This is a genomic window from Haloprofundus halophilus, from assembly GCF_003439925.1.
Classification (GTDB): Archaea; Halobacteriota; Halobacteria; order Halobacteriales; family Haloferacaceae; genus Haloprofundus; species Haloprofundus halophilus.
In genome coordinates, this window is record NZ_QQRR01000001.1 from 319,110 (window position 1) to 333,940 (window position 14,831).

16 protein-coding genes are annotated in these 14,831 nt (G+C 65.5%); 10 read left to right on the forward strand and 6 right to left on the reverse strand.

Annotated features, from left to right (window positions below):
- Nucleotides 1–7: 7 nt before the first annotated feature.
- Nucleotides 8–2,242 (reverse strand): AAA family ATPase, encoded by a 2,235-nt coding sequence (locus DV709_RS01495; protein WP_117591216.1) that lies wholly within the window; start codon nt 2,240–2,242, stop codon nt 8–10.
- A gap of 160 nt (nt 2,243–2,402) precedes the next feature.
- On the opposite strand from DV709_RS01495, the gene DV709_RS18290 reads away from it, so the two are divergent.
- Entirely contained in the window at nt 2,403–2,537 is a 135-nt protein-coding gene (locus DV709_RS18290; protein WP_256360026.1) for a DUF7128 family protein, read from the forward strand.
- 66 nt (nt 2,538–2,603) lie between these two features.
- On the opposite strand, the gene DV709_RS01500 is transcribed toward DV709_RS18290, so the two are convergent.
- Entirely contained in the window at nt 2,604–3,035 is a 432-nt protein-coding gene (locus DV709_RS01500; RefSeq protein ID WP_117591217.1) for a DUF5796 family protein, read from the reverse strand.
- A 118-nt stretch (nt 3,036–3,153) separates the two neighbouring features.
- On the opposite strand from DV709_RS01500, the gene DV709_RS01505 reads away from it, so the two are divergent.
- From DV709_RS01505 to DV709_RS01525, 5 genes are all read left to right on the forward strand, one after another.
- On the forward strand, nt 3,154–4,035 hold the full coding sequence (locus tag DV709_RS01505) for a shikimate kinase (protein ID WP_117591218.1): 882 nt from the start codon (nt 3,154–3,156) through the stop codon (nt 4,033–4,035).
- On the forward strand, nt 4,028–4,345 hold the full coding sequence (locus DV709_RS01510; protein WP_117591219.1) for a chorismate mutase: 318 nt from the start codon (nt 4,028–4,030) through the stop codon (nt 4,343–4,345). Before DV709_RS01505 ends, DV709_RS01510 begins: the two co-directional genes overlap by 8 nt.
- Before the next feature lie 50 nt (nt 4,346–4,395).
- The gene (locus DV709_RS01515) at nt 4,396–5,028 is read left to right on the forward strand and encodes a LysE family translocator (RefSeq protein ID WP_117591220.1); all 633 of its coding nucleotides are present in this window, start codon (nt 4,396–4,398) and stop codon (nt 5,026–5,028) included.
- 258 nt (nt 5,029–5,286) lie between these two features.
- A complete protein-coding gene (locus tag DV709_RS01520) occupies nt 5,287–6,195 on the forward strand; it encodes an alpha/beta fold hydrolase (RefSeq protein WP_117591221.1) in 909 nt (302 codons plus the stop codon).
- A gap of 226 nt (nt 6,196–6,421) precedes the next feature.
- Entirely contained in the window at nt 6,422–7,753 is a 1,332-nt protein-coding gene (locus tag DV709_RS01525) for a hemolysin family protein (RefSeq protein WP_117591222.1), read from the forward strand.
- A gap of 63 nt (nt 7,754–7,816) precedes the next feature.
- Here DV709_RS01525 and DV709_RS01530 read toward each other — a convergent pair whose 3' ends face one another.
- The gene (locus DV709_RS01530; protein WP_117591223.1) at nt 7,817–8,797 is read right to left on the reverse strand and encodes an arsenic resistance protein; all 981 of its coding nucleotides are present in this window, start codon (nt 8,795–8,797) and stop codon (nt 7,817–7,819) included.
- A gap of 128 nt (nt 8,798–8,925) precedes the next feature.
- Nucleotides 8,926–9,606: a carbonic anhydrase gene (locus DV709_RS01535; RefSeq protein WP_117591224.1), complete on the reverse strand. Its 681-nt coding sequence runs from the start codon at nt 9,604–9,606 to the stop codon at nt 8,926–8,928.
- Nucleotides 9,607–9,734: 128 nt separating this feature from the next.
- On the opposite strand from DV709_RS01535, the gene DV709_RS01540 reads away from it, so the two are divergent.
- Nucleotides 9,735–10,811, forward strand: a complete 1,077-nt coding sequence (locus tag DV709_RS01540) for an aminotransferase class I/II-fold pyridoxal phosphate-dependent enzyme (protein WP_117591225.1) — start codon at nt 9,735–9,737, stop codon at nt 10,809–10,811.
- 10 nt (nt 10,812–10,821) lie between these two features.
- On the opposite strand, the gene DV709_RS01545 is transcribed toward DV709_RS01540, so the two are convergent.
- On the reverse strand, nt 10,822–11,277 hold the full coding sequence (locus DV709_RS01545; protein ID WP_198665624.1) for a VOC family protein: 456 nt from the start codon (nt 11,275–11,277) through the stop codon (nt 10,822–10,824).
- Nucleotides 11,278–11,383: 106 nt separating this feature from the next.
- Entirely contained in the window at nt 11,384–12,172 is a 789-nt protein-coding gene (gene surE, locus DV709_RS01550) for a 5'/3'-nucleotidase SurE (protein WP_117591226.1), read from the reverse strand.
- Nucleotides 12,173–12,290: 118 nt separating this feature from the next.
- Here surE and DV709_RS01555 point away from each other — a divergent pair, with 118 nt between their 5' ends.
- The 3 genes from DV709_RS01555 (at nt 12,291) to DV709_RS01570 (ending at nt 14,749) form a co-directional block, all read left to right on the forward strand.
- Nucleotides 12,291–12,662, forward strand: a complete 372-nt coding sequence (locus tag DV709_RS01555) for a DUF5798 family protein (RefSeq protein ID WP_117591227.1) — start codon at nt 12,291–12,293, stop codon at nt 12,660–12,662.
- A gap of 205 nt (nt 12,663–12,867) precedes the next feature.
- Nucleotides 12,868–13,848: a PLP-dependent cysteine synthase family protein gene (locus tag DV709_RS01565; protein WP_117591229.1), complete on the forward strand. Its 981-nt coding sequence runs from the start codon at nt 12,868–12,870 to the stop codon at nt 13,846–13,848.
- Between the two features lie 268 nt (nt 13,849–14,116).
- The gene (locus DV709_RS01570) at nt 14,117–14,749 is read left to right on the forward strand and encodes a GAP family protein (protein WP_117591230.1); all 633 of its coding nucleotides are present in this window, start codon (nt 14,117–14,119) and stop codon (nt 14,747–14,749) included.
- The last annotated feature ends 82 nt before the right edge of the window (nt 14,750–14,831 follow it).

The window sequence follows — 14,831 nt, forward strand, 5'->3', positions numbered from 1 at the left end:
TCGATGCTCACCGGAGAGACGGTTCGACCGTTTCCAGCGCCGCGTCGAAGTGGTCGTCGGTGACGAGCACCTCGTCGGCGTGTTCGTTCGCCTCCGCACCCTCGTACCGGTCGGCGACGTCCCGAATCGCGAGCAGCGTTGCTTCCCGGCAGACCGCCGCGATGTCCGCGCCCGTGAAGCCGTCCATCCGCGAGACGACGGCGTCCAAATCCACCTCGTCGTCGATTGGCTTGTCTCGGACGTGGACGTCGAGAATCGCGCGCCGACCCGCCTCGTCGGGCGCGGGAACCTCGACGTGCGACTCTAGTCGGCCCGGTCGGAGCAGCGCCGGGTCCAGCGAGTCGCGGCGGTTCGTCGCCGACAGCACCACCAGATTCGGGTTGTCGCTGAGGCGGTCGAGTTCAGTCAGCAGTTGCGAGACGACGCGCTCGCCGACGCCGGAGTCGCCGCCCGCCATGTCTCGGTCGCCGGCGATGGCGTCGATCTCGTCGAAGAAGACGATGGCCGGGGCAGCCTGTCGAGCGCGTTCGAACACCTCTCGGACCGATTTCTCGCTCTCGCCGACGTATCTGTCGAGGAGCTCCGGCCCGGCGACGTGGATGAAGTTGACGCCGCTCTCTCCCGCAATTGCCCGTGCGAGAAGCGTCTTCCCGGTCCCCGGCGGGCCGTAGAGGAGGACGCCCGACGGCGGCGCGGTGTTGGCCGCCTCGAACAGCGGGGCGTACGTCAGCGGCCACGTCACCGCGCGTTCGAGCACGGCTTTCGCCTCGTCGAGACCGCCGACGTTCTCGAACGTCGTCGTCGGCGTCTCGGCGACGTACTCGCGCATCGCGCTCGGGTCGACGGCCGCCATCGCGCCCTCGAAGTCCGCGCGGGTGATTTCGAGGTCGTCGAGTGCGACGGGGTCCGTCCCCTCCCGCGAGCGACGGAGCGCGATCATCGCCGCCTCCTTGCCGAGCGATTCGAGGTCCGCGCCGACGAAGCCGTGGGTCCGCGACGCGATGCGGTCGAGGTCCACGTCGTCGGCAAGCGGCATGTTCCGCGTGTGAACGTCGAGAATCTCGCGCCGACCCGTCTCGCCGGGGACGCCGATTTCAATCTCGCGGTCGAACCGCCCGCCGCGGCGCAGCGCCGGGTCGAGGTCGTCGACGCGGTTCGTCGCGCCGATGACAATGACCTCGCCGCGGGCTTCCAGTCCGTCCATCAGCGAGAGCAACTGGCCGACGATGCGGTCCTCCACGTCGCCGCCCTCGTCGCGTTTGGGGGCGATGGAGTCTATCTCGTCGAAGAAGACGATTGCGGGCGAGCTGTCGCGGGCCTCCTCGAACGTCTCGCGGAGGCGCTCCTCGGACTCGCCTTTGTACTTCGACATTATCTCCGGGCCGGAGATGGTGACGAAGTGCGCGTCCACCTCGTTGGCGACGGCCTTGGCGATGAGCGTCTTGCCCGTTCCGGGCGGGCCGTACAGCAGGACGCCCTTCGGCGGTTCGACGCCGAGGCGAGTGAACACCTCCGGCTCGGAGAGGGGGAGTTCTATCATCTCGCGGACGAGTTCGAGTTCCTCGTCCAGCCCGCCGATGTCCTCGTAGTTGATTCCGGTCGCCGGCTTGACGGGCGCGGGTGCGGGTGCGGCGCTCGCGCCGGTGTCGGAATCCGCGTCGGAGCCGGCTCCGGCTCCCGAACCGGCTGTGCGCCCGGCGTCGCGGTCGGTAGGACGGTACACGTCGCTTCCGCTCTGGTCAGCTTCGACGTCGACGCGGACCGTCGTCGAGTCGGCGATGCGGACGGTACCGTCGGGACTGGTCTCACTGACGACGAACGGCGCGTCGCCGAGCTGTTCGACGTGCACTTGCTCGCCTTGGAGGAGGGGGCGGTCGAGCAGTGCGCGCTTGAGGATGCGGCGGAGGAGGTCTTCGTCGTCGGTACCGACGCTCGCGGCGGCGGTGATAGTCACCGAGCGGGCCGTCTCGACGGCGACCTTCCGTACGCGGACGGTCTCTCCGACCTTCGCACCGGCGTTGGTGCGGGTGTCGGCGTCGACCTGGACGGTGCCGGCGGGGGCGGTCGGACCGGCGGGCCACACTTTGGCGACCGTCTCGCGTTCGCCTTCGATGACGACGGTGTCGCCGCTGAGAACGCCGAGCGTCCGTCGAGCGGAGTCGGGGAGGCGGGCGATGCCACGGCCGGCGTCGCGCTTCTCTGCGGCGCGGACCGTGAGTTCGATGCCCGAGTCGTCGCTCATGTAACCGCCTTTGCAGTGACGGCTCTTTACCCTTCCTCACGGGTGGCCGTCGAAACGACCGGTCACCGGCGTCGTCGGCGCCGACGGCGGGACTGTCGCGCCGCGGTATCGTGACTCCCGCCGAGTAACGCATTTGTCTATTGCTACCCTCTCTCAGCGTATGGTCGCCACGACAGAACGCGACGAGATGACGTGGTACGAGTGCGAGATGTGCGGGTTCCTCTTCGAGAACGAGACGGACGCGAAACAGCACGAGTCGAGTTGCGACGCAGAGGAACCGTCGTACCTGCAGTGAATCGCCGTACCTGCAGTGAACCGCCGCGCCTGCAGCGAACCGCCGCGGCCCCGGTTGTCGGGCCGACTACTCCTCCGAAACTAACTCGAAGCTCTGCTCGCCCCAGTCGTCCTCGACGAAGACGAAGACGCGGCCGCGGGCGACCTCCGGGTCGGCCTCGACCTCGGTGCGCATCCCGCCGACGCGGCGGACGACGACGCCCGGGAACAGCTCCTCCTCGTCGCCGTCGCCGAGGATGATTCGACCGACGCCGCTGTCGTCGAGGATGTCGTCGTGCGTCTTCAGGTCGTTGACGTACATCATCACGCCCTCGGTCTCGGTGGGGTCGGTGACGAGGACGTGCGTCTCCTTTCCGGGGCCGGTGCGGAGCGGCCCGCCGTGTTTCTTCGGGACGCCGCGGTACAGCGTCGTTCGGCCGTCGAGATACTCCACCTCGATGCCGATGTCGAGGAGTTCGACGCCGAGCGTACTCGGAGGGACGTCGTTTCGCGCGCTCATACCCGAGGTAGAGACGGAGGTGGGAAAAGCGTCGCGCCTCGGCGGCGCGGTTCCCCCGGATAGAAGCGAAATCGGCACCGACCGCCACACCTAATGCGGTTCGTCGCCGCCTCTCGCTATGCACGGCCGTGCGTCCGCCCTCGGGGCGGGAACCGTCCTGAACGCGCTCGCGACGGGTGTCGGCTCCGCGTTCGCTATCGACGTCGAGACGCGCGCGTCCGTCGAACTCGACGACTCCGGCGTCGTCCGCGGAGCCGTCGCCGAGGACCCCGACGCCGACACGCGACTCGTCGAGCGCTGCGTCGAACGCTGCGTCGACAGGTTCGGCGACGGCGAGGGCGGAACCGTCCGCACCGAGAGCGACGTTCCGATGGCCGCCGGACTGAAGAGTTCCAGCGCCGCCGCCAACGCGACGGTGTTGGCGACGCTCTCGGCACTCGATGTCGAGGTCGACGACGGTGGCGACGCGGATAACTCGACGGTGACACGGCTCGAAGCCTGCCGAATCGGCGTCGAGGCGGCCCGCGACGCCGGTGTGACGGTGACCGGGGCGTTCGACGACGCCTCCGCAAGCATGCTCGGCGGCGTCACCGTCACCGACAACCGCGAGGACGAACTGCTCGCCCGCGACGAGGTGGACTGGAACGTTCTCGTCTGGACGCCGCCGGAACGCGCCTACAGCGCCGACGCCGACGCCGACCGCTGTACCCGAATCGCGTCCGTCGCCGACACGGTAGCCGACCTCGCGCTCGCGGGCCGGTACACCGAGGCCATGACCGTCAACGGCTTCGCCTTCTCGGCGGCGCTCGGATTCTCGGCCGAACCCGCGGTGGAGGCGCTGCCCGACGCGGCCGGCGTCTCTCTGTCGGGGACCGGCCCCAGCGTCGTCGCCGTCGGCGACGCGGCGGCGCTCGAACGCGTCCAGAAGCGGTGGGAGGAACGGCCCGGAACGACGATTTCGACCGGAACACGACCTGACGGAGCACGCATCCATGACTGACGAACTCACAGAGACCGACCCGACCCGACCGCAACCCGACGAGATGAACCTCGACGAACTCCGCGAGGAGATAGAGGATATCGACCGCGAACTCGTCGAACTCATCGCCCGGCGAACGTACGTCGCCGACACCATCGCGCAGGTCAAAGACGAGCAGAATCTGCCGACGACCGACGAGGCCCAGGAGGATAAGGTGATGGAGCGCGCCGGCGAGAACGCCGAGACGTTCGAGGTGGACGCGAATCTGGTGAAGGCGATCTTCCGGTTGCTCATCGAGTTGAACAAGGTCGAACAGAGGGAGAGTCGGTAGCATACCACAATAAATCTGGATTTAAGACGTCTGCCCTTGACCGCTAGTGCATGTTAGAACCAAGCACCGTCCTTGCGTTCATTTCCGTCGCAATCGCTCTCATCGTTTCACCCGGGCCAGATAGTATCTACACGCTAACTCGGAGTATCAGCGACGGACGTACCGCCGGTGTCACGGCCGCGCTCGGGTCTTCGACGGGGAGTATCGTACACACGACGGCCGCCGTGCTCGGGCTTTCGGCAATTCTGCAAACGTCCGCGTTGGCGTTTACTGTCGTCAAATTCGTCGGTGCGGCGTATCTCGTTTATCTCGGCGTTCAGGCGTTCAGGAGTTCGGAAGAATTCGAAATTACACCAGACAGCACCAGCTACACGCCGAGCGAGTCGTTCCGAAGCGCCCTGCTGATTAACGTCTTGAATCCCAAGGTGGCAGTGTTTTTCCTCGCCTTCCTTCCACAGTTCGTTCAGCCGGGAAGTTCTTCCGCCCTACAGATTTTCTCGCTTGGCGTGTTGTTTGCGAGTCTCGGATTCGTTTATCAAGCGATACTCGCGGTCTTCTCTGCGCGAGCACGACGAGTGATTACTGAGCGCGAATTCGTGAAAACTGTCCTTCGCGTGGCCAGCGGCAGCGTTCTCGTCGGGTTTGGAGTTAAACTGGCGCTCGAACGGCGAACCCCATCGTAGGTTCCAGAGAGAACTTGCGTTACCCACCGTCATTTCGGACGCTGGGAAGAAAGCGGCAAAATAGCTAAAATCTGTAACACCAGTTGAGAACCTGAACAAGGTGGAGCAACGGAGCAGTAGGTAGCCGAACGCGAGCGTTTCGTGTCCTCCGACACCGGACGGTTGGCCAACTCTTCTTTCGGCTGTCGTCTATCCGTTCCTCGGTTGGTGAAACGCGGTCACTGACGGAGTTATCCCCACCGGCAACCTACAACTCGGATGGAAGAACAGAACCTCGGCGCCGAGACGGAACGTGTAGAGAATCGCCTTATCGAGAGCTCCGCTACAAGCGAGTCGGGAACTGTTCGAACGAACGACATCGAGACGTACTACGTGCGTCGCGGGGACGGTCCTCCCATCGTTTTCATCCACGGCATGGCGATGAGCGCCAGCGAGTGGGAACCGCAGATGGAGGCTCTCGGTGACGAGTACACCGTGGTCGCGTACGACGTGCGCGGTCACGGGCACACCGGTGGCTCCGACCGCGACTCGTACACCATGGAGTTGTACGCGGCGGACCTCGATGCGCTTCTCGCGGCGCTGGACGTCGAGAACCCGGTTCTCTGTGGGCTCTCGATGGGCGGCTGTATCGCCCAGATGTACGCCGCGACGTATCCCGAAAAGGTGGCCGGCCTCGTGGTGTCCGATACGTTCACCGCGGCCCCGCTCCCGTTTACGGGCCGACTGATCTTCGCCAATCTCCGATTCTTCGGCCTGCTCGACCGATTTGTTCGGTACACGACGCTGAACCGGTTCCAAACCTGGGTGGGAAATCGGCTATCACCGGGAGTCGCCGGTGACGGCACGACTACACAACGGCTCATGGAAGCAGCGCCGACGATATCTCACAGGGAGTTCGTCAAAATCGCCAATTCGATGGCGCGCTTCCCGAGAAGCGACCTCGACGCGTCACGGATCACCGTCCCCACGTTGGTCATGCACGGAGAGGATTCGCCAGCGGTGCTTCGGGACATGCACGGGAGACTCGCGGAGGAACTCACCAACGCAGACGTCGAGTTCACCGTGATTCCGGATGCTGGTCACGCTTCCAACATCGACAACCCCGACTTCTTCTCGACGGCGGTACGGGAGTTCCTCGCCCGGATCGCCTCGAAACGTAGCCAGTAGCGGCCCGACTTCGGCTCCGCTCTCGTTGCAGGGGAGTCGCGTACGGTGTAACGCGACAGTCTCGACGGGCCACGACGCTGGTTCACCCGCGGAACGACGGGAGGTTCGGGTCGTCCGCGAGGGGTGTCGCTCATCCGTCGACTGTTTAGATAGTTTTTGTCCTTGGAACGAGATACGTAGCTATGGACACACTACAATCGAACAGCAGTACGTTCCGGAGGCCCCGATGGTAGACGTCGTGCTCTCGGTGACACAGCTCGTCCTTGCGCTGCTTCTCGTGGTGCTGAACGGCTTTTTCGTCGCCGCCGAGTTCGCCTTCGTTCGGATTCGAGGAACCTCGGTCGACCGGCTCGCCGAGGAGGGACGGGCCGGCGCTGGGACGCTCCAAGAAGTGATGACGAACCTCGACGACTACCTCGCGACGACGCAACTCGGCATCACCATCGCCTCGCTCGGACTGGGGTGGGTCGGCGAACCCGCCGTCGCGTCGCTCATCGAACCCGTGTTGGAACCGGTTCTCCCGGCGGGTCTCATCCATCTCGTCGCCTTCGCGGTCGGCTTCAGTTTCATCACGTTCCTCCACGTCGTCTTCGGGGAACTCGCGCCGAAAACGCTCGCAATCGCCAAAACCGAGCGGCTCTCGCTGTTCCTCGCCCCGCCGATGAAGTTCTTCTACTACGTCCTCTATCCGGGGATCGTCGTCTTCAACGGAGCGGCCAACGCGTTCACGCGGTCGATCGGTGTACCGCCCGCCTCCGAAACGGACGAGACGCTCGGCGAGCGGGAGCTTCTTCGGGTACTCACCCGGTCCGGCGAGGAAGGAAACATCGACGTGGCGGAGGTGACGATGATCGAGCGCGTTTTCGACCTCGACGACATCGTAGTACGGGAGGTCATGGTCCCACGACCGGACGTGGTGAGCGTTCCGGCGGACGCCTCGTTACCCGAACTTCAGTCGATCGTCTTCGAGGCCGGTCACACACGTTACCCGGTTCTGGACGCCGACGACGGCGACCAAGTGGTCGGATTCGTGGACGTCAAGGACGTGCTGCGAGCGGAGGTGGACGGCGGGGACGCCGAGAGAGTCGGCGACATCGCCCACGAGATTCTCATCGTTCCGGAGACGATGACGATCAGCGACCTCCTGAGACAGTTCAGGGATGACCGCCAGCAGATAGCCGGCGTCATCGACGAGTGGGGAGCGTTCGAGGGGGTTGCGACCGTCGAAGACATCGTCGAGGCCCTCGTCGGGGACCTCCGGGACGGGTTCGACCTCGACGAGCGCGAGCCTTCGATACGCCCGCGCGACGACGGGGGGTACGACATCGACGGGGGCGTCCCGTTGTCGAAAGTCGACGACGCTCTCGAAGGGAACTTCGAAAGCGAGGAGGTCGAAACGATCGGAGGGTTGGTGCTCGGACGACTCAACCGCGCGCCGGCGCTCGGCGACCGCGTCGAGATCGACGGCTCCGTCGTCGAGGTGACGAGCGTCGAGGGGGCCCGTATTTCGACGGTACGAGTCCACGGAAAGGATATCGATGATTCGACCGTCGACTGAGTGAAAGTCGGGAACGAAACGTCCACCCTCGAACCCGAAGAGTCCGCTTCGGAGGCGTTCGACCTACGAGGCGTTCGACGAACTCCGAACGGGGACGAGCCACGCCGGGACGGCGCGCGTGAGCACCACCATTCCGACTAGTTCGACGAGCGTCTGCGTCACGACGACGGCCGGTGCGAGTTCGTAACCGGCCGGGAGCGCGAGCGCGAGCGGCAGTACGACCAGCGAGTTACGGGTGACCGACGTGAACACGAGCGCCCGGCTCTCGCCGACGTCCATCCGGAGGCCCTCCGCCGCGAGTCGTCCGAGTACCGGCATAATCAGAAGGAAGACCACGTACACCGGAACCACGGACGCAATCTGGTCGATGGAGTTGCGCACCCGAGGCAGTTGCGAGGCGATGACGACGAACAGCGTCGCGCCCATCATCGGCACCGGCAACCACCCCATCGTCTCCTGCCATACGGCTCCCTTCGACGACCGTTCCGCCCAGAGTTCGGTGAGCCACGCGAGCGTCAGCGGGAGCGCGATGATGACGAGAAACGCCTCGACGAACGGCCCCGGTTCGATGACCTCCGCGACCTCCTCTCCCATGAACAGCCACAGGAACGCCGGGAGTAACAGCAGTTGGACGAGCATCAGGGCGGGCGTCGTCGCGGTGATCTGCTCGGCGTCGCCGCCGGCGAGTTCGGTGAAGGTGATGACGTAGTCGATACACGGCGTCAGAAGTACCATAAACACGCCGACGAGGACGACTGGCCGCTGCGGGAGGAATCGAGTCAGTCCCCAGACGACGACAGGGACGACGAGGAAGTTCAACCCGAGCGCCGCCGCGACGAATCGGCCGTTCCGAAACGCCCGCCGGAGCCGAACGAACGGGATTTCGAGAAACGTCACGTAGAGCAGGAGGGCCAACACCGGGTCGATGAGCCGTTCGAGGAACGGAACCGAGTCGGGGCGACCGAGTCCGACGGCGACCGCGAGGAGAACGAACACCGCGTAGACGGCGACCTGATTTCGCTGGAGCCACCGTTTCGAGGACATCTACCCCCTACTCCGCACGTCCCCGGTAAATCGCCGTCGCTCTTGACGTGCGTGAGCGCGAGCCTGCCGCTACGCCGGCAGGCCGAAACATAACCGTTCCGCCGCACGTGTGCCGGAGTCGGTCGTACTCAGTACTCCCACAGACGGTCGATACGCGATTCGACGTCCGGATGCTCCCGTTTGAGCGTCTCGACGTCCGTCTCGCCGTCGACGTTGACGACGTGGACCTCGCCGCGTCGTTCCGAGTAGACGTCCTGGAAGTCGTAGACGACGCCGACGACATCGACGCTCTCGGGCACGTCGTCGCTCTCGACGAGGAACTCGACCTGTCTGTCGACGTTGTACTCGACGAGTCGGTTTATCGCCTCCGCGCGCTCGACGTCCGAGGGAAGCGCGTCGACGCCCGCTTCGAGGCGCGGTTTCAGAATATCGAGGCAGTGTTCGATGCCGGGAGCGTCGGAGACGCCGTCGGTCAGGGCGTCGTACGTCGCCGTGACCGCGCCGCACCCGGTGTGGCCGACGACGACCGCGAGCTCGGTTCCGGTGTGGGCGATGGGATAGAGCACGTCGCCGGAGACGACGTCGCCGGTGTCGGTCCGCTGAACGACGCGGTTGCCGATGTTGCTGCAGGTGAAGATGTGGCCGGGTTCCTCGTTCCCCCAGATCTGGTCCTGGAGGACGCGGGAGTCCGAACAGCAGACGGTGACCGCCTCGGGGTGTTGGGAGTCCTGCACGTCGTCGAACCGCGACCGGAACGACTCCGCGTGGTTTGCGTTGCGCTGTAACAGGTGAACGAATCGCCGCTGCATACCGGTTAGTCGGATTCCGGTCCGAAGAACCTCGGACAATCCGGCAAACCGTGCCTGTGGTCGCCGTTGCCGAGAGCACATTCCGCCGCAGCCAGAACTGGTAACTCCTGTCTCTCCGTCTCACCTGCATGGAACTCCCACCGTTCGAGTTGGAGCGTTGGCTCGACGAGTACGAACCGCAAGCGGACCTGATGCTCGCCGAGAGCGGCGTCAGAAGTCTCCCAGTCGACCGATTCGACCTCGACGTGGGCGAACTCGGCTACGTCATCCCCACCGACGGCGACCCGCAGTTCCGAGCCGATATCGCCGAGCGATACGGTCGAAGCGCCGACGAAGTCGTCCTGACCTGCGGCACGCAGGAGGCGGACTACCTGACGTTCATGGCGCTGTTGGAGGAGGGCGACCACACCGTCGTCGTCTCGCCGACGTACCAGTCGCTCAAGAGCGTCCCCGACTCCATCGGGTCGGTGACCGAACTTCGAACCGAACCGCCGGAGTGGGACCTCTCCGTCGACGCCGTCGCGGACGCGATGCGCCCCGAGACGCGCCTCGTCGTCCTGACGAACCCGAGCAACCCGACGGGCAAGTACCTCGGTCCGGAGACGATGCGGGCACTGTACGACCTCGCGGCCGACAACGACGCCTACCTGCTCGTCGACGAGGTGTACCGGATGCTCGCCGACGACCCTCATCCCCCGGCCGCGGCGCTCGGCCCGCGCGCGATCTCGGCCGCGGGCGTCTCGAAGTCGTACGGCCTCGCGGGAGCGCGACTCGGCTGGGTCGTCGCCCACCCCGAACTCGCCGACGCGGTCCGGAAGTGGAAGGATTACACGACGATCTCGCCGCCGATGCTCGGCCAGCACATCGCCAAGCAGGCGCTCGGCGAACAGGAGGACGAAATTCTCCGCGAGAACCGCGAGCACGCGAGACGGAACCGAGAGCGCGTCGCGGCGTTCGTCGAGGAGTACGACCTGGAGTGGTTCGAACCGGTCGGCGTCAACGCGTTCCCGACGGTTCCGGACGGGTTCGAATCGGGCAAGGAGTTCTGTCGGTCAGTCTTCGAGGCCGAGAGCGTCGTTCTCGCGCCGGGCGACGTGTTCGGCTACCCCGACCGATTCCGCCTCGGCTTCGGCCTGCACACCGACGAACTGGAGGAAGGCCTGGAACGTATCGGCCGACACGTCGAAGCCGTCCGAGACGACTGACTCGGCCGTCTCACTCCTCCGACGTTCCGCGCTCGCTCGCACCGATAACTTCTTCGAACGATCTCTCGGTGTCGACCGGTTCGGAGAAGACCAGTTCGTAGCCGTCGAGGTCCGAGACGACCAGTTCGCGAGTGTTCCACGGCGTCTCGTACGGTCCTTCGACGACGTCCGCGCCGTACTCCGTCGCCCGATTCGCCACGTCGTCGACGGACTCGGTTTCGACGCCGACGTGTATCGAGACGCCCGTTCCTCGTCTCGCGACGCCGGGCGGTCGGTCGCCCAGTTTCGCCTCGTCGGCCACGAGCATCACGTCGGCGTACTTGCGGTACCGAACGTGCGCCATCACCGGCATCGAGTAGACGACGTCGAATCCGAGCGCCTCGTACCATCTCGTCGACGCGTCGAGGTCGGTGACGGCCAACTGGCAGAACAGCGGCATCGGATATATCTCGCGGTCGGTCTCCATACCCGACTCCGGTACTCCGGGAGTAGGGATAACTACGCCGTAGGTGTGCTACTTCGCGCCGCAGTCGGACGCGCGGCGAGAACGAAATCGCCGGGAGTTCGCCGGGCTACCGCCGATACGACGCCGCCAACCCGTCGAGCGATTCGTGGTGTTCGGTCGTGTGCGGCGCGGTCAGCGGTGAAACGCTGACTCTCCCGTCGACGATGGCGCGTCGGTCGGTGCCGTCGGGGTCCGGAATGTCGTCGTTTCGCATCCGCGTCCAGACGTTGTCGGTGAGGGTGATGTGCCCGTTCTCGCTGTCGTGGTCGGCGGTCATCTCGTACATCGTCGACGGGCGGGTGACCTGCATCGGCGCGGGGTCGTCGCCCGGCAGCGGCGCGTTGACGTTCAGATACTCGGCCTGTTCGAAGACGCCCGCCTCGGGCGCGTTCTCGACGAGATAGACGGCGGCGTCGGTCGCTTCCCGGAAGTCGTCGGGTTCCGTCGCGGCCTCCTCCCACGACACTTCGCCGGCGGGGATGTACAACGAGACGGCGATGGCCGGCACGCTGAAGAACGCGGCTTCGACGGCGGCGCTGACGGTTCCGGAGCGACCGAGGACGTACGCGCCGAGGTTCGCGCCCTTGTTACAGCCGGCGACGACCATGTCCGCGTCCGGACAGAGCGATTCGAGACCGACGACGGCGCAGTCGGCGGGCGTTCCCTCGATGACGTAGCCCAGTTCGTGTTCGGCCACGTCGACGCGACGTGACAGTTGCCGACCGACCGCGCTCTGGTCGTCGGCGGGAGCGACGGCCGTGACGTCGGCGACCGCCGAGAGCGCGTCGTACAGCGCGACGAACCCGACGCTCTCGATGCCGTCGTCGTTCGTCAACAGGATGCGAGGCCTATCCATGGCGAACACTCACGCGGCGGTCGCAAAAGCCCTCCGCTCGTCGTTCTCGGCGTCATCGAGGGCGGGGAGACCGACGCGAGTCGGAACGCACACAAAGCAGCGGACGCATGAACACCGTATGGGACTCGGAAGTACGGCACGAACGCTGCAGAAAGTCGCCGACATGGGCGAGGACGTGTACAAACGGCTCAACGAGGTCCGCGAACAGGTGAAAGCCACGCAGGACACCGTCGCCGAGACGAAGGCTCGCGTCGCCAGTCTCGAAACGGAGGTCGCCGAACAGCGCGCGATTCTCGAAGCGGTCGCCGACGAACTGGACGTCGACGTGGACTCGGTGACCGCCGAGGCGCACATCACCGAAGCCGAACGCATCGCAAACGCCGAGGCCGAGCAGTCCGGCGACGGGACGTCGGACTCCGACGAGACGGAAGTCCCCGACGACGACGCCTCCGCCCAGGAGAACGGCGCGACCACCTCCGACAGCGCGTGAGCCGTCCGAAGGCGTGACGCTATCCGAGGGTGCCACCCGTACGAAGGTGTCACTCTGCGCGTCGCCGAGCCGCCGCATCGCCGGACCCCCGTATCTTCGAACCGCCACATCTTCGAACCGCCGCATCACCGGACCGTCGCACCGCCGCACTGCCGAACCGTGAGCGATAACAACACTAAGGTTCGGGGGCAACTTTTGCCAGCGCATGACGAACCACGCCGCTCCGCTCGATTCGGTGCTGGAGGCCATCGGCGAGACGCCGCTGGTATCGGTCCACGCGGCCCCCGACGAGGTGCCCGTCTACGCCAAACTGGAGTCGTTCAACCCCGGTGCGAGCATCAAGGACCGCATCGGCAAGTACATGCTCGAACGGATGCTCGAACGCGGCGACGTATCCCCCGGCGGGACGGTCGTCGAACCGACGGCGGGTAACACCGGCATCGGCATCGCCGTCGCCGCGGGGCGGCTTGACCTGAACGCCGTCTTCGTCGTTCCCGAGCGCTTCAGCGTCGAGAAACAGCAGTTGATGCGCGCGCTCGGTGCGGAGGTCGTCAACACCCCCAGCGAGGACGGGATGGGTCGCGCCATCGACCGCGCCCACGAACTCGCCGAGGAACTCGACGACGCCGTCGTCCCCCAGCAGTTCTCGAACCCTCTCAACGCCGAAGCCCACTACGAGACGACGGGTCCCGAAGTGTACGACGCGCTCGACGGCGAAGTCGGCGCTATCGTCGCCGGCTGCGGCACCGCGGGGACGCTCATGGGGATGGCCCGGTACGGTCGCGAGCTGCACCCCGACACGTACGTCGTCGCCGTCGAACCGCAGGGGTCGCTCTACCGGACGTTCAAAGGGATGGACGCCGAGGAAGGCGAGTACAAAACCGAAGGAATCGGCACGCACGACCCGAGCACGAACGAACTGTTCGACCCCGAACTGGTCGACGACGTGGTCGCCGTCGCCGACCGAGACACCCACGCGGAGATGCAGCGACTCGCCGCCGAGGAAGGGCACCTCGTCGCCTCCAGCGCGGCCGCCAACTCCCTCGTCGCGCGCGACGTGGCCGAAGGAATTCGGTCGGGTGAAATCGACGCGCCGTACGACTCCGTCGTAACCGTCTTCCCGGACTCCAGCGAGCGCTACCTCTCGAAGGGCGTCTACGGGTCGTTCGAGGAGTGGGAAGGCTGACTCGCTGACCGTTCCGTTGTGTGGTTTTCTGCTGCTGACCTATCGGGGCGTGCGATTTACCGACTCACCGTCCGTTGAGAACATTCATTCTTCTGGTGGGCGATTCTCTCTCTGGTATGACAGGACGTACTCTCCAACGACAGCGGAGGGTACAGTCGGTCTCCGCGCAGGAGTTGCCAATGTGTGACTTCGAGCGTGGCATCGAAGGGGATCTCGACGACGGACGCTTCGGACCGACTGCCGAATCGGAGCGACCCGAGGACGGCCGATGAGCCTCGTCACCGTCCTTCCGCTCGCAGTCGTGATGGTGGCGGGTCCACAGATACTCAGCGCAATCTTTCTGGCGACGAGCGAGCAGTGGCGACGAAATTCGGCGGCGTTCGTCCTCGGGGCGTCGCTCTCTATCAGCCTCGTCGTCGTCGTCGCGTACTTACTCGGAAGCAGGGTCAGCGGCGGTGGGACTCTCCTCGGGACGGGAGCGCGGACCGTTCTCAACGTCGTCGTCCTCGCCCTCCTCGTGTACGTCGCGTTCGACACCTACCGAACGCGCCACGTGTCGGAACCCCCGAAGTGGATGGGGACGCTGGCGACTGCGACGCCGCGTTTCTCGCTGAAACTGGGGTTCCTTCTCTTGGGCTTCTTTCCCACCGACATCGTCACCTCGGTGACGGTCGGTACCTTCCTCGCGGCGAACGGCGCTCCGGTAACCGACGCGGCGGGATTCGTCGCGGTCACCCTCCTGTTGCTGGCGCTTCCGTCACTCAGCGTGCTCGCACTCGGCGACCGAGCGGAGACCGCGCTGCCGAAGATCCGCGATTGGATGAACGACAACTCGTGGGTCGTCTCGGAGGCGGTGCTTCTCCTCTTCGTCGTCTTGACGCTCGACAATCTCCTCGGGTGAACGAGAAACCGTCGTCGGGTCGAAAATCGGCCGCGACGAGCGTCCGTATCGACCGACACGGAACGGCGACAGTCTCGAAGAA